The organism is Mycoplasmopsis gallopavonis (genome assembly GCF_900660635.1).
Taxonomy (GTDB): domain Bacteria; phylum Bacillota_I; class Bacilli_A; order Mycoplasmatales; family Metamycoplasmataceae; genus Mycoplasmopsis; species Mycoplasmopsis gallopavonis.
This window is the reverse complement of sequence record NZ_LR215032.1, coordinates 355,982-376,158: the sequence shown is the minus strand read 5'-3', so window position 1 is coordinate 376,158 and position 20,177 is coordinate 355,982. Positions and strand designations below refer to the sequence as shown.

Genomic DNA, 20,177 nt, shown 5'->3' with positions numbered 1-20,177 from the left:
CAAGTTGCTAAAATGAATTGAATTTTATGATTCTTGAATAAGTTTTTCATTAAATTTTTTCTCGATTTCTTGCACTGTTGGAAGTGATTCGATTGCTCCTGGTTTTGAAATTACAAATGAAGCACAAATATTTGCTTTGAGTACAATGTGAGCAAAGTCTTTGATTTTTAAATTTGAAAAATCAAAGTCATGCTCGACAAATTGAGCAATAAAATAACCAAAGAAAGAATCGCCAGCTCCTGTTGTATCTTCAACTTTTGCTGTGATGCTTGGAATTATCTTTGTTTGTCCTTTGAAATAAACAAGTGTTCCTTCGGCTCCAAGAGTAATTAAGAAAATTTTATCTTGATACTTTAAATTTAATTGCTGAATTTCTTCAAGTTTTAGATTAAAGATTAGCTCTAATTCTTCATCTGATAATTTGATCACATTAGCAAAATCAATAAATTCTAATGCTAAATTACGAAAATGTGCAAGATTTTCACCATAAAGAGCATCACGGTAATTAGGATCAAAGAAAATTAGTTTTTGTTCTTTTTGTGCTTGGTGTGCTAACTTGTAATAAGTATCTAATAATTTACCACCTAAAAAGGCAGTTGCAGAAGAAAGAACCAAAGCATCAAATTTTAAATCATTTTTAAGTTCTAATTCTTGATCGGCTCCTCTTTGGAAAGTAAAATTACGTTCACCAGTTTGATCAAGAATGACATTAGCAATTGTTGTGGGCTTCTTAGTGATTGAAAGAAAATCAGAATTTAAATGATTATTTACAAAAAATTCTTGAATTTGCTTTCCATAAGCATCATTTCCAATTGTTCCTAAAAAATAAGCACGAGAATTTAAAAGCCCGATTGCACCGCAAACATTTAAAGGTGCTCCGCCGACTTTTTCTAAAACTTTTCCATTAATTTGGTATTTATCAATTAATGCTTCCCCAGGTAAAATGATAGTTTTTGGATTTGGATTTTCTATTTGAAATTCTTTAAGTGACATGATTGTTCCTTCGATATTTTGGAGTTCAAGTTTTTTATTATTAGTGATAAAAAACTTACTGCTAAATACTTCTTGCCCTTGATTGATAAAGATTTCAATAAAAGAAGTATCTAAAATAATTTCAAGTGAATCAATTTTTGAAATGTTTCTTTCAAAAGCTAAACCAGTTTCGGGTGATTGTCAAATTGACATTAAACTGCGGTCCACTTTAAAAATTTGATTTTGATAATCTATTTTAATTTGATCGCCTAGATCATTTGAAATTTTAATTTCAAAATTTTGTTCTTTTGTTTTTAAATCTAAAAAGTAAGCTTTATTTTCAAGTTTTTGTAAGTGACTAATTTTTTGTTTATCATCATTTTGAAGTTTTTGGATTTGATATGGTCTTTGGAATAAAATTCCCTCTTTAATTGTTAAAAGACGTGGAAAATTCATGTGGTGAGCATAACCATCATCGAAAGTAGCTGCTTCTAAATCTTGTGGTTTAGCAGCTCAACCTAAATAAATAATTTCATCATTTGGTGTATTGTGAAAAATTTGTGGAGCATAAAAATCAAACCCAAGATCGGCGTGACTGACTTTTTCTACTTCAAAAATTAAGTTTTCTCAGTCCATTTTTCCAAGTAATAAAACTACATTATCATTTTTTTCATTTTGATTTTTAAAAAACTTTTGTCCTTGTGTTGAGAAACTAAGTACATCATAACCATTTAATTCAAAAAAGATTGGACATTCGTACATATAAGCATCAGGAGTTTGGAAATTTTGGATTTCTAAAGTTCCTTTGAATTTAAAGTCACGATCAGGGAAGTTTGATTCATAGATTGAAATAACACCTTTTTTAGTGTTTTTTAATTGAGCTCCATGAAATAAATAAAATTGATTATTTTTAATAAATGGAAAAGGATCACGAAAATCACCTGTATAAATTGTTTTATCAACTTCAAATAAAACCTTTTTGTCTTCAAAATGATGTTTTTGATCATCAAATTTTGTTACAATGGTAGCTGATCCTCGTTCAAATTCTTGTTCATTCAATCAAGTTTTGGTATTACCGGTGTAATAAGCATAAATTTGATTTTGATAATTTAAAGCACCACCACTAAAAACTCCATCTCAATCATTTGGGATTGAAGGAACAATTTGCACTTCTAAATTTTCAAAATTTTGAAAATCCTTTGTTCGGTAAGCACTTCATAATTTTGTTTTATGCATTGCAATTTGAGGAACATTTTGATAAAAAATATAGTAATATCCATCTTTGTAAACTAGACCATTTGGATCGTTCATTAAACCTGCAAATGGTGTTAAATGAACTTTATTTAAATAAGGTGAATTATTTCTCATTTTTTGATTAATTCTAATTTGAGATTTATTTAAAAAAGCAAAGCGTTCACCATAATAAGGGTTTTTTGCTAGTTGCTGCATTTTTGTGATTTGATTATTGTAAAATTTTTTTCTATCTTGCATATTTAACCTTTTTGTATTTAGAAAGTTAGTAAATTTATTTCGAATTATTAAGCCTATAAAATAGGCTTTAATAAAAATTTAATATCTTTTGTAATTATAGTAAAATTTTTTATTAGTTGAAAGATTACTTAGAATCTTTTTACTTCAAAATAAAAGAAAGGAATTTTATGAACTACGATTGAACTAAGATTAGTCAACAAATTAATGATGGTGTTGGTGGAAAATCTAATATTCAAAAAGTTTATCACTGTGCAACTCGTTTTAGAGTTGTTGTCAATGATGTTGAACAAGTTAATCTTGATCTTTTGAAAGAAACAGAACTTGCTAAAGCTGTCAATTTATCAGGAAATGAAGTTCAAATTATTTTTGGTGCAGGATTAGTTAATAAGGTTTTTGAAAATTATCAAAAAATCAATAACAACCAAGTCCAAAAAGCAACTAGTGAAACTGCTTCAAAAACTTTTAAATGAGATAAAACACTTTCATTTAAAAGTAATTTATTTACTAACATTAGATCTTTAATTAGATCTTTTGCTGAAATTTTTATTCCATTAATTCCAATATTTATTGCAGGAGGGATTGCCTTAGCACTTAATAGTTTTATTGGTGCTTTTAAATCAAATTCATACACTATATTAGGATTATCAAAATTCTTTGATTTAATTGGTGGAGGAATTTTAGGTGCATTACCTGCTTTTGTTGGATATACTGCAATGAAAAAATTTGGTGGAAATCCATTTTATGGACTGGCAATCGGAATTATTATGGTTGCTCCATCACTTATGAATTCATGATCACAAGGTGCATTTGAAACTCTTAATTTAAATGCAAAACCAGAAGAAATTAATGCTATTTTGTCACAGAAAAAAAGCATTGCTTACACTTTATTTCCAAAAAGCTGAGGATTCTTTAGCTTCCCATTAATTGGATATCAAGCACAAGTTGTTCCAGTTTTAATGATTGTTTACTTAGGATACTGACTTGAAAAATTAACTGCAAGATTCTCACATGAATCATTTGCAATTCTTAGTGTTCCACTTGTAACTATTTTTGGAACAGTCTTTTTTGGATTTTGAATTATCGGACCAATTGGTCGTGCAATTTCAGATGGACTAGGAATTGCATTCAAAAGTATTTGACATTATACAAACTTCCCATTCTTTGGATTAGGTGGTTTAATTATTGGTTTCTTATATCCATTTTTAGTTATTACAGGATTACACCAAGGTCTTTTACCAATTGAAACTCTTTTGGTTGCAGATACAGCTCAAAAATTTGGTCAAGGAATGACCTGAATTACTCCAATTGCAACAGCTTCTAATATTGCACAAGGTATGGTTGGAATTGGAATCTTAATTATGCTTTTTGTAGCTAAATCAAATAAACAAATTTCAAAAGTTTCTTCATCAGCTCTTTCTGCTAATTTAGGAATTACTGAACCAGCTTTATATGGAGTTAACTTACCACTTAAATATCCACTTGTAATTGGTGCGATTGCTTCTGGTATTGCTGGTTATTGATTAGGAATGTCACAAACTTACGCAATTAGTAATGGTTCTGCATCATGAATTGGAAATGCAATTCAATTCAGCTGAGTAATCACTGAGAGTGAATTAAAATACTATTCAACTTTACCTTATAATTTTGTGATTCATAGTCATATGTCTAATGGTGTCAAAATGCTTATTGGAAACTTGCTTGCATCAGTTATTGCAATTGCAGGAACAGTCTTTTGAACATCTACTTTTGGTAAAAAAGAATTCCAAAAATGAATTGCTTAATTTTTTAGGTTTAAAAATCTTATCTTTTAAAGGTAAGATTTTTTAATTAAGAAAGATTATTTTAATTAATCGTTTAATAAAAAATAGATATTATATAAAATATAAATAATATATTACAAAGAGCGTAATATTTAATTGAAAGGTAATTAAATTTAATAATGAATCAGGAAAAAATTTACCAATATATCCAAAGTGCAGAATCAAGATCTTTCTTAGATATTGCTAAGCATTTTCGTATTTCAGTACGAAACAATAAGGATTTAACCAATATTTTGTCAATTTTACTTAAAGAGTACAAAATTTTTAAAAATAATAAAGACGAATATTATGCACCAATTTTACAAGAAACAATTCAGGGTGTTTTAAGTGTTTCGCAAAAAGGTTCTTTTGGGTTTGTTGATTATGATATTGATGAAGAAGCAAAAACTAAAAAGAGTGTTTTCATTAAAAACTTTAATTTTAATGGAGCAATGCATGGAGATACAGTTGAAGTTAATGTTTATGTTAACCCCAAAAGTAAACAACAAGATTTAACACACGGAGTGATCACTAAAATTCTTGAACGTGGGAACGAAGAAGTTATTGGATTTATTAAACAAAAAAATACTACAACTTATTTTGTTCCAGTTGACGAAAGATACAAATGAATGCAATATAAAATAGTATCGTCACTTGTGCAAACCAAATTAAATGATTTAGTTGTTGCTAAAATTATCAAATATGAAGATCGCAATATTTTTATTCAAATTGCAAAAGTTATTACCAACGAAGCTGATCCGATGGTTTTTGTCAAGTCATACTTAGAACAAATTAAAGCACCTAGCGGATTTCCAACAACATTAGAAGAAGAAATTAAATCAATTCCAAGTACGATTGCAAATGAAGATTGAACTAATCGAGTTGATTTAAGAGATCAAATGATTGTTACAATTGATGGAGATGATACCAAAGACTTTGATGATGCAATTACAGTAAGGAAATTGGCTAATGGTAATTTCTTTTTAGGTGTGTATATCGCTGATGTTTCTTACTATGTTCGTGAAAATACAAAAATTAATGAGGAAGCTTTAAACCGTGGAACAAGTATTTATTTAGTTGATCGTGTAATTCCGATGTTACCAGAAGAACTTTCAAATGGAATCTGTTCACTTAATCCTAATGAAGATCGGTTTGTTCTAGCATGTGAGATGGAGATTAATCCGCAAGGAGAAACTTTAAAAACTAAATTATTCCAAGGAATTATCAATTCACAATTTAGATTAACTTATAAACAAGTTGATAAATATTTTGAAACCAATTTAATCAATGAAGATTATCATGATCAAGAGAAAGTTTCTAAATTAAAATCAATGCTCAATCAAGCTAAAGAACTAAGTTTAATTTTACATGAGTATAAAATTAAACAAGGTTATGTTGACTTTGAAATTGATGAACCGAAAATTAAACTTAATCAAGACGGAACAGTTAGAGAAATTATTATTAATAAACGTGGATTCAGTGAAGTTTTAATTGAGGACTTCATGGTTCGGGCTAATGAAACTGTTGCTAAATATCTTTATGATCATAAACTACCTGTGCTTTATAGAGTTCATGAAAAACCTGATGGTGACAAACTTGTTAATTTAAGAAATGCTTTAAGCGTTGTTAATATCTCAATGGGTGATTTAAATGAAAACAATATTAATCCACATAATTTTTCTGATTTAGTTGAAAGCGTTAAACGCCAAAGAAGTGATGATTTTGTCAAATTGCTTTTTTTAAGAACAATGCAAAAAGCAATTTATTCACCAGATAACATTAAGCACTTTGGACTTGCGAGTGATTATTACTGTCACTTTACTAGCCCAATTCGAAGATATCCGGACTTAGTTATTCATAGAGTTATTCGTAATTTCATTATCAATAATCAAACAGATCAATTGCAAGACTTTAAAGATCAACTTGCAACTTTTGGAGATCTAAATACTCGAAGTGAACAAAAAGCGGTTCAAATTGAAAGAAATGTTAATGATTTAAAATTTGCTGAATTTCTGAAAAATCAAATTGGAAAACAATTTAAAGCTCAAATTTTAAGTATTTTAAATTTTGGATTTTTTGTTGAATTTGAATTTAAAGCTAGCGGATTAGTTCATCGTACTAATTTATTTGACGGAGAATATGAAGCTAACGAAACTTTAACTAAATTAGTTTCACCAAAACGCACATTCACATTAGGTGATTATGTTGATGTTGTTGTTGTTGGTGTTGATTTAGTTGAAGGAAAAGTAGATTGTGTTTTAGCAGATTTATATCCACAATATTTAGAAAATCAAACCAAAAACCAAAATTCAAAACAAAGTGGTAAAAATGAACATAAAAAACGTGATAGAATTCGCAAATAGAAGATTAGAAAAAAATTCATTAGGTTTTGATTCAAATTTATTTATTTACCAAGATAAGGATATGTTCAATTACTCAGTTGATACAATTTTGCTTGGTAATTTTATCTATTTAAATTCTAAAATTACAAGAGCTTTAGAAGTTGGTGCAAATAATGGAGCTTTAAGTATTTTTGTTGCATCTAGAAATAAGAATTTAAAAATTGATGCTTTAGAAATTCAAACTAAAGCAGCAGTTTTAGCAAGTGAAAATGTTAAATTAAATAGTTTAGAAGATCAAATTCAAATTATTAATAATGACTTTAATCTTTTTTGAAAAGAACATACAAAAAATGCAAAACGAAAATATCAAACCATTTTTTGTAACCCACCTTTTTATCCGTATGATAAAACTAAATTAAAGAAAAATATTTCTAAGGAAAAATTAATTGCTACTCATGAAATTCACTTAAATTTAGAGCAATTAATTTTAGGTTGTTCAAAAATTATTGAGCAAAAAGGATTTTTAACAATGGTTTTACCTGTCGAACGTATGGTTGACGCTTTTGTGTCTTTGCGTAAGTATAATTTTGAACCAAAACGAATCCAACAAATTTTGCCTCGAATCAAAGACAAACCAAAATTTGTTTTAATTGAAGCTCGTTATAACTCAGGTTGAGGAGTACATTTTTTACCTAATTTATACTTACATCCTGAAGATGATTTAAACAATCATGATTATTTACCAGAAATTAAAGAATTATATATCCCAAAGAAAGTGTAATTAAATTATGAAAAAAAGATTTTATATAACAACACCAATTTATTATGCAAGTGGTAATTTACATATCGGCCATCTTTACACAACCACTTTAGCTTGAACAATTGCGAATTATAAAAAACTTGCTGGCTATGAAGTTTTAATGTTAACAGGAAGTGATGAACACGGACAAAAAATTTTCCAAAAAGCAACTGAAAATGGCAAAGAACCACAACTTTTTGTTGATGAACTTTGTCAGAAATATAAACAAATGTGAGTAGATTTTGGAATTGATTATGATTTATATTCACGAACCACTAATCTTAAACACAAACAAAGTATTCAACATATTTTTAGTCAATTTCTTGACCAAAAATATATTTATAAAGATCAGTATCAAGGTCTTTATTCAGTTAGTGATGAAGAGTTTTTAACAGAAACACAAGCAGTACATAAAGATGGAAAATTTTATCACCCAACAAGTGGTCATGAGTTAATTAATGTTGCTGAAGAAAGTTATTTCTTTGACATGAAAATGTTTAGCGAGTGATTAATCGAATATTTTAAGACTCATCCAAATTTTGTTTTACCGCAAAAAATAGTTAATGAAATGATGAATAACTTTCTTTTAAAAGACCTTGACAATTTATCAGTTACTCGTACTAATGTCGAATGAGGAATTAAGACATTAGAAGATCCTAAGCATACTTTATATGTTTGACTTGATGCTCTTTGCAACTACATTACTGCTCTTGGATATGATCCCCAAAATCAAAAACAACCTGAATTATTTGAAAACTTTTGACAAGATCCAAACACAGAAGTGGTTCATCTTTTAGGAAAAGAAATCGCTCGTTTTCACATGATTTATTGACCAATTTTTCTTAAAGCTTTAAATTTAAGACTTCCAAGTACAATTCAAGCTCACGGTTGAATTGCTGATGCCCAAGGACGAAAAATGTCTAAGTCACTAAACAACATTGTTGATCCATACGAATTATTAAGTAAATACCATCCTGAAATGATTAAGTATTTCTTAACTTCACAATTTGTTTTAGGAGATGATGCTAATTTTGATGAAAATCGTTTCGTGGATGTTATTAATGCAGATTTAATTAATAATTTTGGAAATTTAGTTTCTCGTACTTTAAAAATGAAATCAAATTCATTTACTAATCCACTTCATTATCAAGTTTCAGATTTAGAAGTTGATAAACTTATTGAAAGTAAAATTTTAGAATCAAAAAGTGAATATACTAAAAACTTTGATCAATTTAAGATTGATAAAGCCTTAAAAGTTGCAATTAATTTAGCTAGTGAATTAAATAAATATATTGACGAAACTAAACCTTGAACCTTAAAAGATGATTTATCTAGATTAGAACAAATTTTAGTAAGATTGCTCAATGGAATTTATGCAGTAAGTACTTATTTACAAGTGGTTTTACCGCAAAAAATTCGTGATGTGGAAAAAGCATTGAATGTTAATAGTTTTTCATTAGATTTTATTGATAATTTCGCTAAATTTGATAACATTAATCAGGCAGATTCTTTCATGTTCTTTGAAAGAATTAAAAAATAATAAAAAAGGAGTGATATTATGATTTTTGTTAAGGCAACTACATATGTCATTAATCCGGAAAAAATGAAACCTTTTTTAGATTATCTTTATGTTTTAACTAAGAAAACTCGCATGTTAGAAATGAATCTTTCATTCGAATACGGAATTCAAGAAGATGATAAAGTGGTTTTAGTTGAAAGATGATCAACAGAAAAAGATTGTCAGGATTATTTAAGAAACCCAGAGTTTAAAGAAGAAATTGAAACATTAGAAAAAATGTCTAAAAAAGTAATTAATTTGTATCAATTTACAACAATAAAATAGCATTTTGCTATTTTTTTATTTTTTTACTTTAAATGTGGAAATAATATGAAAAAAATTTTTATTTACCCACCTTATTCAGTGTTTTATTATTTAATACCTTATAATATAAATGAAATCTTTAATTAGTGTTTAAGGTTTCTAAAATATAAAGTTGCATGTCTATTTTTAATGAATTCTTGCAACTTTATTTGTTTTATAAAATTGTTAGTATAAGTTTAAAAGATGTCTTATAAACTTTAAAAATATTGTTACACAAGGAGTAACCAAAAAATGAACAAAAAAATGAAAAAATATTTTTTAGGATTTGCAGGACTTACAATGGCTGCTTTACCATTAGTATCAGCAGCATGTGGTAAAACATCAAGTAAGCCAACTACACCTACAAACCCAAGTAATCCAAGTACACCTGGAAATCCAGGTGGTACAGGTCTTGATTTTAAATCTTACATCAATAGTATTACAGAAGATGAAAGAATTGAAAACAGAGATGAAATTAACCCTGGTGTTTCTGGTAAATTTAATCAAAGCGTAAAAGAAACATTAGTTATTGGTCACACATTTAGTGAAAGTGGTGCACAAGCTAAAGCTGTCGCTTCATTAGTGAAAGTTTACAATAACTTAGTTGATTCTAGAAGTCAAGATTTAATTGAACCAAGTAAAGCTAAAAAATGAAATATTAAAGGATTAGGTTCAGGATACCAAGGTGGTGCTGAATCAATCGATCGTTCTCTTCAAGGAAGAGATACAGATTCTTTTGTTAACCTTACAATTAACTATGCAGCGGTTGCAGCTTCATTAGCAGAAAAAGATATGTTATTAAGTTTCAACTCTAATGGAAACGATAACTTAGATATTACAAATTATTCTTCAAGTTTTACAGTAGAAAACTACACAATCGAAAATGTTGCTAACCCTTCAACAGTTTTACTTCCTCAATTTAAAAGTACACTTGTTCTTGCTTTAAATGCCCCTGTTTTAGCATATATTTTTAACACAATTGTAGAAAATGGTGGTAGCGTAGATGCATCAGCGACAGATTTTGTTAATAAAATTAAAGAAGCTGGTAAAAAAGACGAAGCAGCTGTTAAGTCAATTTGAGGTGCACCTTCTGCAAATGTAAGAGAAGTTGTTAATGGATTTGTAATTACAGATGCAATTTTCAAATCTTACTCAGCAATGTTAGATTTTGCAGACATGTCACAAAAATTATTTGTTAACTCTTCAAACCCAGATTCAGAATTACACATCGTTGGATTTGACTCAGCAGTTTCAATTTATGAAACAGCAATTTACTCAGAATTAAATGCTAAAGATTCAGAAATGATTGCAGCAGTTAATGTTGATAGTAATACAAAACATGTAAATATTGATTACAGACCATTACACAACACAAACTCACCTGCTTCAGTTAAATCAGCAGAAGTTGTAGGAAGATTTGCGACAAGCGTTAAAAATAACTCTTTAAAACTTCTTCCTGGAGGACAATTTGCTTCTACAGATCAAATTAACCATAAGTTTGCATTTTCAATTGGTTCAACAGCTGGTTATTCACATAACTTCGTAACTGGTGCAAGCTCAGCTTTTGAAATTTCAGGTAAACCAACACTTAGACTTAATAATGATTTATCAAAAGATACCGGAACTTTTAGAACTGTTCAAAAAACACCTAGTGGAAAAAACTTTAAAGCAGTTGCAAATGCGATTGGATATGTAGGTAAATACAAAAACGCAATTTTACCTGCTGACGCAGAATTAGCTGCATATCAATTAAAAGCTCTTGATGCTGAATCAGAAGCAAAACTTAGAGAAATGTATGCACAAGCTAAAGAAGATAACTCATCTGTAATTGCACTTGTAAATTACGATAAGAAAACACCAGCACTTTATAGCACATTTAAAGAATCAACTCATTATGCAGAACTTGTAACATCAGGAACAACAGAATACTTAGTGTTATTCTTTAAAGATGCACAAGGTAATAATTTAGAAAATGAGCTTGCAGCTCTTGGTTACCAAAAATCAGAAAAATCACTTCAACAATTACTTGAAAAGCATGAGTTATTTACACTTCCAACACCATTAAAATGAAAAGCAACATCACCTAAAAATGTAGTATTTGGACAAGGACCTTCAATTATTGGAATTCACGCAAATGAAACAGATGATGAAGCAACAAGATTATTTGTTAAATGATTAGTCACATCAACAACAAAATATAATTTTGATGGAAAAGGAACATTTACTCCAAGTGAATATTTAGAAAAAGCAATGAACTACATTAATCCAACAAACGGATTCCAAAACAAAACAGCAGAACAAGTAACAGCTGCATTTGATGACAATGCTTATCTTAAAACAGCTTTCGAAATGTTTAAACAAGCTTCAGATTCATCAGATACAGTAATTTATTCAGAACCAGGTACAACTAAGGCAAATGCATTTAGACAAAGCATTGAAAGTGCATTCAACTCATTACAAGATTCAAAAGGAACAATGAGTTACGCAAACTTTATTGATAAAATCCAAATTGGAAAATAAGGTTATCAGTATTAAAAATAAATAAAAGAAAATATAGTTTGCACTTGTTGCAAATTATATTTTTCTAATTGTGAGGATTATAATGTTTAAGAAAATTACAAAATATCTTTTAACTTCTTCTCTTTTGGTCCCAATTGTAGCGTTGCCAGTTAGTTGTCACCAAGAAAAAAAATTAACATTTGATATAAAAGACTCAACTAAACCAATTAATGTAAGTTTGAAATTAATGCAATCAAGCACAGGAATTAAATATTACAAATTTGTTTGAGAAGGAAAAGACGCAGCTGCTAAGACAGAATCAAAAAACAATTTAAAACAATTTTTAGAAGAAACAGTTAAACCTAAGTTATTCGCAAACTTAACTTATGAAAAAGAAACTAATGGATCTTTATTTATTTCTCCGGACAAAATTAAGGGTTATCCAAAAGAATTTTATTTAAAAATTAATGATAAAAAAATTAAGTTTCAATCAAGAATTTTACCTAAACTTAATTTAGGTAAATACGGAAAACAACCAGAAGGAAGAATTCCTGAGGATTCACATTTTGGAAATGTCGAATCAATTAAAAGTGCTTTCGTTATTTCATATAGTTCTAATTTAGATGGATTATCTATCAACCAAATGAATGATTATGAAGAAAAACTTAATAAAGAATATGAATGAGATCAACCAGTCACTCCAACTTTAAATCAATACTTAGATCAAGTTACAATTAATAAAGAATTATTCCAACCAATTGAAATTGATTGATCAAAAGTAAAACATTTTGAAACTTTTTTAGTAGATTTTAGTGATGGAGATACTTTTACAATTAGTGAATTTGATGATCAAGGTAAACAATTTAAAATTCGTTTAATGGGTATTGATACACCAGAAAAAGCAATTCAAGAAAATCAATCTTCTCCATTTGAATATTCATTTGCACTACTTTCAAGTGCTTGAGGAAAGAAATTATTCAAATCATTTGAGATAGAAAAAGATGGACAAAGAGTTATCCCAGTTAGAATTGCATTTGGAGATAAAACAGACAAAGATGCTTACGGAAGAATTACTGCGGATATTTTCTTTGGTGATGGTTATAAATATTCTTATAATGTAGAAATTGTAAGAGCAGGATACACATATCCTATGGATTCTGCTTCGAATGCTCTTGGTCTTTTAAAAGAACCAAATACTTATGAGAATTTAATTTATCCAAAAATTCGAACAGCATTTAATGATGCAATCAAAAATCGTAGAGGATTTTTCCACTATATAAATAGTGTTGATCAAGTAACTAAATATCTTTACAATAAAAAACAAAATGAAAAATGATGAATTTTTTGAGATGACGCAAAAAAAGTAAATCCTAAACAAGAAACTATTAAAGATGTTCTTGAAGGTAATAATTAATAAGAAAGGAAATTATGAAATTATTAAAATTTCTAATTGATAAGATTCACGAATCTTCAATTAAAGTAAATCCAGAAGATTTAGCTAAAATTGAAAAATATGTTCAAAAATTTAAATCTATAGATTCAGATAAAATTCCTGTGATTGAATTAAAAGATTTAAACATTGATTTTGGTGAAACTCTTGCAGTTGATAATGCGAATTTTAAAATTCCAGATGGTAAATTAGTAACATTACTTGGACCATCAGGAAGCGGGAAAACTACAACCTTAAATGCAATTGCTGGTCTTTTAACAGTCACATCTGGAAAAATTTTATTTAAAGGAAAAGATGTTACAGAATATACACCACAAAGAAGAAAATTAGGTTTTGTGTTCCAAAACTATGCACTTTATCCACATATGAGTGTTTATGATAATATTGCTTTCCCACTTAAAAACGATATTAACTGACAAATTAAGACTTTGATGACTAAAGAAGGTGCTAAAAACGATATTAGAATTCTTTACCTTAGAAAATTAGGGGCAGAAGAAAAAGAAATTCAAGAGCTTAAAAAGGCCTATGAAAATTGAGCAATTATTCAGAGAGAAGGTCAAAGAAAGCTTGTTGAACTTTATGCAAGTCTTATTGACAAATTAGAGAAAGCTCATACACAATACAAAGTTACAACAGTACATGAAAACTCAGAATATTCTCTTTTAGCTAAAAACTTAATGAAAATGATTAAAGACATTAATGCTAACACTAAGAGAATCATTTTGGAAACAACAGACAAATATAAAACAGATCTTAAACACAATTTAATTACACTTTCAAATCTTAAATCTTCTGAAAAATTAGAAGAAATTAAAAAGAGTCCTCTTAAATTTAAGTCAAACTTATCAAATGATAAAATTGAGCAGGAAATTGCAAAATTAACTCAAATAAATGCAGAGTTAATTTCACTTGATTTAAATACTCTTACTCTTAAAGATAGAGTGAAAGCAATTAAATTAGAAGATAAAATTAGTAAATTAATTGCTAGATATAAATATGTCACAAAAAACCAAGAAATTAAAGCTAAATATGCAATTTTAATTAAAGAAACTAAAGAAAATTATCTTCAAGAAAAAGTTGCTTTTAAACAGGCTATTAAAACAAATGTTGAATACAATACTTTACTTAAAGATAGTAAAAATTTAGTATTTATTGCTAAAAAGCATTTTAATAATTTAACAAAAGAAGCAATTGCTAAATATAATTTAAATAAAGTTATGAAATCTGATTTAGATGAACTTCACTTCACAGAAGATGATAAAGCTCAATTAAAAGAACTTTCAAAACTTAACATTTCATTTAAAAAAGCAATTCATAACGAAGTTATGGAAGTGGCACAAAAAGTTGAAATTATTCCAATTTTACAAAAGAAACCAACTCGTTTATCAGGTGGACAACAACAACGTGTTTCTATTGCTCGTGCGATTGTTAAAAAACCAGATATCTTATTAATGGATGAACCACTTTCAAACCTTGATGCAAAATTACGTATTTCTACTCGTCAATGAATTAGACAAATTCAACAATCTTTAGGAATTACAACTGTTTTTGTTACTCACGATCAAGAAGAAGCTATGTCAATTTCAGATATTGTTGTATGTATGTCTATGGCTAAAGTTCAACAAATTGGTTCACCATTAGAACTTTATAATAAACCAAGAAATCAATTTGTTGCAAGATTCATCGGTATGCCTGAAATGGGTCTTATGCACTCAGAATTAAAAAACAATAAATTAGTTGTTGCTGGGAAAGAAATTGGTGCAATTAATATTCCAAATCTTAGTGAAGCTAGCTTAAATGTTGGTGTTCGTGCAGAAGATTTTGTTATTAAGCAAGCAAATGAAGATTATCATTTTGCTGGAAAAGTAGTTGTTCAAGAAAACTTTGGAAAAGAAAGTAAGTTAGTTGTTGAAGTTCCAAATGTAGGAAGAATTAACTTCTTATTGGATAATGATTATGTTTTTGCAATTGGTGATGAGATTTTCTTTGATTTACCAATTCATAAATTACATATCTTCAATCAAGAAACTGAAGAAAGATTAGAATATGAAGTTCTCAAGAAATAGCTTTTTCTCGACTTTAACTTATAAACTACCTTTTCTTCATTCTTGAATTGCTAAAAAACAAATTTCAAGAAGAATGTCGCTTTCACATTCTATTTTAGAAAGTCGAACACCTTTTTGAAAACCATTATTATTACTTACACCGTGATTATTATTACTTTTAGCTTTTACTATTATCCCTATGTTTTACAACCTTTACAATTCATTTCGTAATCAAACTGGAGCTTGAACATTTGAAAATTATGTTGATGTTTTTAGTGATTCACGTTTTGCTGTTGGGGTAAGAAACTCATTTATTTATGGAATGTTCCAATTACCATTTGTTATGGTTTTAGCGTTAGTGATTTCATCAGTTATCGCTAAACTTTATCGTAAAGCAGCGAAAGGATTTTGACAAACTATCTTTTTCATGCCTTATGTAACTAACGCTGTTGCAGTTAGTTTAACATTTGTGCAATTATTTAGTCAAAATGGTTTAATCAATAATCTTTTAGGAACAAATATTAACTGATTAAGAAGTGGAGATCAAAATACCTTTTATGCTCTATTTGCAATGACTTTAAATGGTATTTGAAGTGGTCTTGCATTTAATATTTTAATTTTTACTACAGCTATGCTTGGAGTTGATAAGAACTTATATCGTTCAGCTTCAATTGATGGTTGTGGAGAAATAAAACAATTCTTTAGAATTACTTTACCTTCAATTCGTGGAACTATTAACTTTTTAATTACTCTTGGTATTATCGGAGGATTAAAAGTATTCCCACTTGCTTTATTTGATAACCGTCCTATTGACGCTTTCAATAATGGTGGTGCTTCACTTATGATGTATGTGTACTTGATGACTAAAACTAGCCCAAATATTTACATGGCTGGTGCAGCGAGTTTATCTCTTTTCATTGTTGGGGTGACCTTCTCATCAATTGTTAGAGGTGGATTCTTTATGATGCAATTAACATTAAATAATTTAGGAGAAAGAAATGTTTGAGTTAAAGTTATGAATTCAAAGAAGAGTCTATAAATTCAGACTAAGAAAAAACCAAGAAACAGTTTCATCTCAAGTACACGACAAATCAGCTAGTTCAGTAATTATTTTTGGAATGCTTAAACTTTTATTATTATGTCTTTTTGGTGCAATTATTTTGTTCCCATTCGTTTTAATGATTTTAATGTCATTTATGAGTGATAGTGAAATCGAAGCAATTCGGGTTCAATCAAGACTTTTACCAAGTTTTGGACCTGGAAAATCTTATGTTTTAGGGGTTGGTAACCAATTTATTGAATCATGAGGTGATGTTGTTAAAAACACTTATAGTAGAGCGGCAGCTAGTGGTTACTTTAATGCTTTATTATTAACAGTTTTAAACGTTGTGATTTCAATTGTTCTTAAAATCTTTGTAACTTTCTTTATGGGATATGCTTTTTCTCTTAAAAATTGAAGAGGAAAAAATCTTGCTTGATTTATTGCTTTATCACTTTTAGTTTTACCTGAAGTGGCCTTACTTTCAGGGCAATATATTGTTGTTTTACGTTCAGGATTAACTAAAACATATTTAGGATTTATTTTAGCCGTAGCATTTCCATTTACAGCAAGTATTTTTAATGCCACAATGTATAAAAATGCTTTCGAAACTATTCCTGGAAGAATTAAAGAAGTTTCGTTAATTGATGGAGCAGGTGGAGCAAAATATTTATTTAAAATTGCTTTCCCAATGGTTGTTCCAACTACACTTACCATCGTAATCTTAACATCTCTTGTATCATGAAATGCCTACTTATGACCATCTATTATTGAAACAATCGGGGGCGAAAAACATCAAGTTCTTTCAGTTTGATTATTCAACGCTGGACTTGATAAAGATCACCCAGATGCTCCTCGTTTGGAAAACATAAGAATGGCCGCAAATATTATGTCACTTCTTCCAATGTTTGTTGCGTTCTTAATTTTCAGAAGAAGAATTATGGCCGCAATTAGTAGACAAGGTTCAACAATTAAAGGTTAGGAGGCAATCAAAATGAAAAATTATAAACGTAAAGTTGTTCTTTGAGTTATTGTAACTGTGATTGCTTTTATAAGTATGATTGTTCTTTCTATCTATATTGCAAAGGTTAATAATATGTTAGGATTGCTTGATAAAGTTTCTTTAGATAATGAAATTACTAAAGTTTGATATTTTTCAAAAGCATACATGATAGGAGGTTTAGCATTTAGTTGTTTAATGTTTTTAATCGGTATTGTAATTAGTTATGCTGGTTTAAAATCATGAAGATACGCTGATGTTTTTATCTAATTATGAGAAAAATGAAAAAATTTACACTATTATTTAGTTCAGCTCTTGTAAGTGCTGCTTTACCATTTAGTCTTGTTTCTTGTTTAAGAAGTGAAGACAAAACAGTTCAATATGCTCAAGAATACTTTTCTAACAATCCTTATCAAAGAAGACCTAAATTAACAAAAACTAATTCAAATTATCATATTTCTAATTTAATTAAATTCGAAAATGATCTTTATAATTCAAATATTTTAACTTACACACTTTCTACATTTAATTTCAACTTAAAAGGAGATCATTTAGTTAATAATGATCACTTAAAACGTGGTTCAAGTGGTCTTTTTACAAATTCAAATCAGACAATCAATAAAATTGTTGTTCCGCAAGTAAAATTAAATGAGCAAAAAATTGAAGAAATTGCACGTGTAACACAAAATCCAATTTGAAAAGATCCTGCTCGTTCAGATTTAATTTTGACAACTGTTAAAATTAATCAAGATTTAAGTAATTACTTTACTTATACACCAGAATTTTTAGGATACAAAAATCTAAAACAAGTTGTTGATGGAATTAAAAATTCCGCAAATTGAGAAGCTTTCAGTGCTAATTTCGGTACAAATGATGTTAAACTTGTTCGTGATCTTCATGAAGCTTATGATTATATCAAAGCAGCTGCAAATCAAGAAGGTTTAATCAAATCTTACAATCCAAGTGATTATGAATCTTATTTTGATTTAACAAAATCAGCAGCAGCATGAGGTTCATATGAGTTAGGTGTTGTTAAAATTAAAGATCTTTTAATTAACATTTTTCAAAATTTACAAGCACCAAAAGTAAGTTTTAAAAATATTCAAATCAATAATTTTGATATTGAAAAAAAATGAAATGCAACCCCAATTAATATTTACAATAACTTAAAAAAATTAGTTAAATTTACTTATTGAGATTTATCAAATTCTAACCAAGTTATTACATATCAAAAAGTTTATGATGTGGTTGCTAATTATTTAAATAACACACCTTTTGGTTGATACTTTAAACAAAATGATGTTTTTGAAAATGGACAATTTGTACGAAACAATTTAATTATTGAAGATACAACTACAAAAAGCTTCACTTTTAATTTCAATTACAACCGTCCATATAACGGAATTCCGACTAAAGAATTTCAACTTGCAGAACAAAAAGTACTAGCAGCTTTAAAATTAAATTCCTTAAATATGGCTTTAGTTGATCAATCACCAACTTTAGCTTTACAAGCAGTTTTTGATTTCTATTCACAATATGAATATAAAATTAATCCTGACTCACAAAATGGTATTACTTCAGGTTTTGGTCCAACATATTTATTAGTTTCTCAAAATCCAGTGTTTACTTTATCAAGTAAAAGTGATGAGTTTAGACTTTTTGATAACCCAATTCTTCCAAAATTAACTCTTAATGAATGAATGAGTAATTCAGATCCAGCTTCTGGAAACATTAGAGTGCATTATCAAACATTTTTAATTGAAACATTAGATTTGGTTTTACAAGCTCAAAGAATTTTAGATTATGACAAAATTCAAGATCCAGAATTTTCTCAAGAGCTAAATTCATACTATAGCACTTTAACTTCAACAGGAATTAATGTAGAGAATTCAGCTAACCGTCAACTTTTATGAGAGATTCGTGAAAATCTTAATCGTAAAATTAAGCAATTTGCAAACATAGATGAAAGTTTTGACTATCAAATTGAGGAAGCTTATGTTGAAGCTTTAAGTTCTGAGTTTTTAGCACATAGTGTGAAATTTGTTGAAAATTTTCCTGACTTAATTTATTTAAGTAGTTATGCAAACTTTAAATTTAATGTTCGTGATAAACGTAAAAAATTAACAGACGCACAAGTTAAATTAAGTGAAAATGAAGCAAAATTGAAGAATTTACAACTCAGTAATCAAGCTAACGAAAAAGAGATTCAAAGTTTACAAACTCAAATCGAAAGAAATCGTAGAACTGTTGAGAAAAATCAAAGAGAATACTCAAATGCTTACTTCTGAGCTCGTGCTTATGAAGTTCTTCTTAATAAATTAAGACCAGCTGCAAATGCTTATCGTGCTGAACTTTTAAAATACCTTTCAGGTTCAATTGATCAAAATGCATTTGATCTTGCAGAGCAAAAATACCATCAAGCAGTTGAAGATTTTAAAGCAGCTAAAGCTTTAACTAAAGAAAGTTTAGGTAATCCAAACCTTTCAGATCAAGATCTTGAAAGCTATAAAGCTTCAATGTCAACTTTAATTGCTGCTGATTTAGCAAGAGCAAACGGTTTAATTTTAGTTCACAGCAACAGTTCATCAGCTAGTTATGAAGCTGGTGTTGAATTATTTACTAAAACATTATTCGGTCTTGGTGTTTCTAAAATCGGAAGTGTCAAAGTAATTAAAAATGATAAACCTTACTACTTTCTTGTTTTTGAAAATGAAAAAGGTGAGCAAAAATATTTAGATGTTCTCAAATTATTTAAAGATACATCTAATCCTGATAAAGCTATTGATAAAACTTTCAAATTACTTGATCAATTACCTTAGTTTTCTTCCAAGATAATCTAAAAAGCATCATTTCTTGATGCTTTTTTCTTTATTGCAAAGT

At 28.4% G+C, this 20,177-nt stretch carries 13 protein-coding genes; 12 read left to right on the top strand and 1 reads right to left on the bottom strand.

Translation table 4 applies throughout. The features are described 5' to 3' along the window. Nucleotides 1-24: 24 nt before the first annotated feature. Nucleotides 25-2,463: a PfkB family carbohydrate kinase gene (locus EXC53_RS03955; protein ID WP_119571778.1), complete on the bottom strand. Its 2,439-nt coding sequence runs from the start codon at nt 2,461-2,463 to the stop codon at nt 25-27. 167 nt (nt 2,464-2,630) lie between these two features. On the opposite strand from EXC53_RS03955, the gene EXC53_RS03950 reads away from it, so the two are divergent. The 12 genes from EXC53_RS03950 to EXC53_RS03895 all read left to right on the top strand — a co-directional run bounded on the left by EXC53_RS03950 (nt 2,631) and on the right by EXC53_RS03895 (nt 20,116). Beyond that, entirely contained in the window at nt 2,631-4,244 is a 1,614-nt protein-coding gene (locus tag EXC53_RS03950) for a PTS transporter subunit EIIC (RefSeq protein ID WP_119571779.1), read from the top strand. A 158-nt stretch (nt 4,245-4,402) separates the two neighbouring features. Then, nucleotides 4,403-6,625: a ribonuclease R gene (rnr, locus tag EXC53_RS03945; RefSeq protein WP_119571780.1), complete on the top strand. Its 2,223-nt coding sequence runs from the start codon at nt 4,403-4,405 to the stop codon at nt 6,623-6,625. After that, nucleotides 6,591-7,385: a tRNA1(Val) (adenine(37)-N6)-methyltransferase gene (locus EXC53_RS03940; RefSeq protein WP_119571781.1), complete on the top strand. Its 795-nt coding sequence runs from the start codon at nt 6,591-6,593 to the stop codon at nt 7,383-7,385. The genes rnr and EXC53_RS03940 overlap by 35 nt, the downstream gene beginning before the upstream one ends. 7 nt (nt 7,386-7,392) lie before the next feature. After that, nucleotides 7,393-8,943, top strand: coding sequence for a methionine--tRNA ligase (metG, locus tag EXC53_RS03935; RefSeq protein WP_119571782.1), 1,551 nt, complete (start codon nt 7,393-7,395; stop codon nt 8,941-8,943). 18 nt (nt 8,944-8,961) lie between these two features. After that, the gene (locus EXC53_RS03930; protein ID WP_119571783.1) at nt 8,962-9,246 is read left to right on the top strand and encodes a putative quinol monooxygenase; all 285 of its coding nucleotides are present in this window, start codon (nt 8,962-8,964) and stop codon (nt 9,244-9,246) included. A 270-nt stretch (nt 9,247-9,516) separates the two neighbouring features. After that, complete coding sequence (locus EXC53_RS03925; RefSeq protein ID WP_119571784.1) at nt 9,517-11,784, top strand: P68 family surface lipoprotein; 2,268 nt, start codon at nt 9,517-9,519, stop codon at nt 11,782-11,784. Between the two features lie 82 nt (nt 11,785-11,866). Further along, a complete protein-coding gene (locus EXC53_RS03920; protein WP_119571785.1) occupies nt 11,867-13,177 on the top strand; it encodes a thermonuclease family protein in 1,311 nt (436 codons plus the stop codon). Between the two features lie 14 nt (nt 13,178-13,191). After that, entirely contained in the window at nt 13,192-15,279 is a 2,088-nt protein-coding gene (locus tag EXC53_RS03915) for an ATP-binding cassette domain-containing protein (RefSeq protein ID WP_119571786.1), read from the top strand. Continuing rightward, complete coding sequence (locus tag EXC53_RS03910) at nt 15,260-16,297, top strand: carbohydrate ABC transporter permease (protein ID WP_119571787.1); 1,038 nt, start codon at nt 15,260-15,262, stop codon at nt 16,295-16,297. Before EXC53_RS03915 ends, EXC53_RS03910 begins: the two co-directional genes overlap by 20 nt. Continuing rightward, the gene (locus tag EXC53_RS03905) at nt 16,257-17,279 is read left to right on the top strand and encodes a carbohydrate ABC transporter permease (RefSeq protein WP_119571788.1); all 1,023 of its coding nucleotides are present in this window, start codon (nt 16,257-16,259) and stop codon (nt 17,277-17,279) included. Before EXC53_RS03910 ends, EXC53_RS03905 begins: the two co-directional genes overlap by 41 nt. A gap of 12 nt (nt 17,280-17,291) precedes the next feature. Then, nucleotides 17,292-17,567 (top strand): hypothetical protein, encoded by a 276-nt coding sequence (locus tag EXC53_RS03900; protein WP_119571789.1) that lies wholly within the window; start codon nt 17,292-17,294, stop codon nt 17,565-17,567. A gap of 11 nt (nt 17,568-17,578) precedes the next feature. Beyond that, nucleotides 17,579-20,116, top strand: coding sequence for a hypothetical protein (locus EXC53_RS03895; RefSeq protein ID WP_129724754.1), 2,538 nt, complete (start codon nt 17,579-17,581; stop codon nt 20,114-20,116). Nucleotides 20,117-20,177 lie beyond the last annotated feature (61 nt).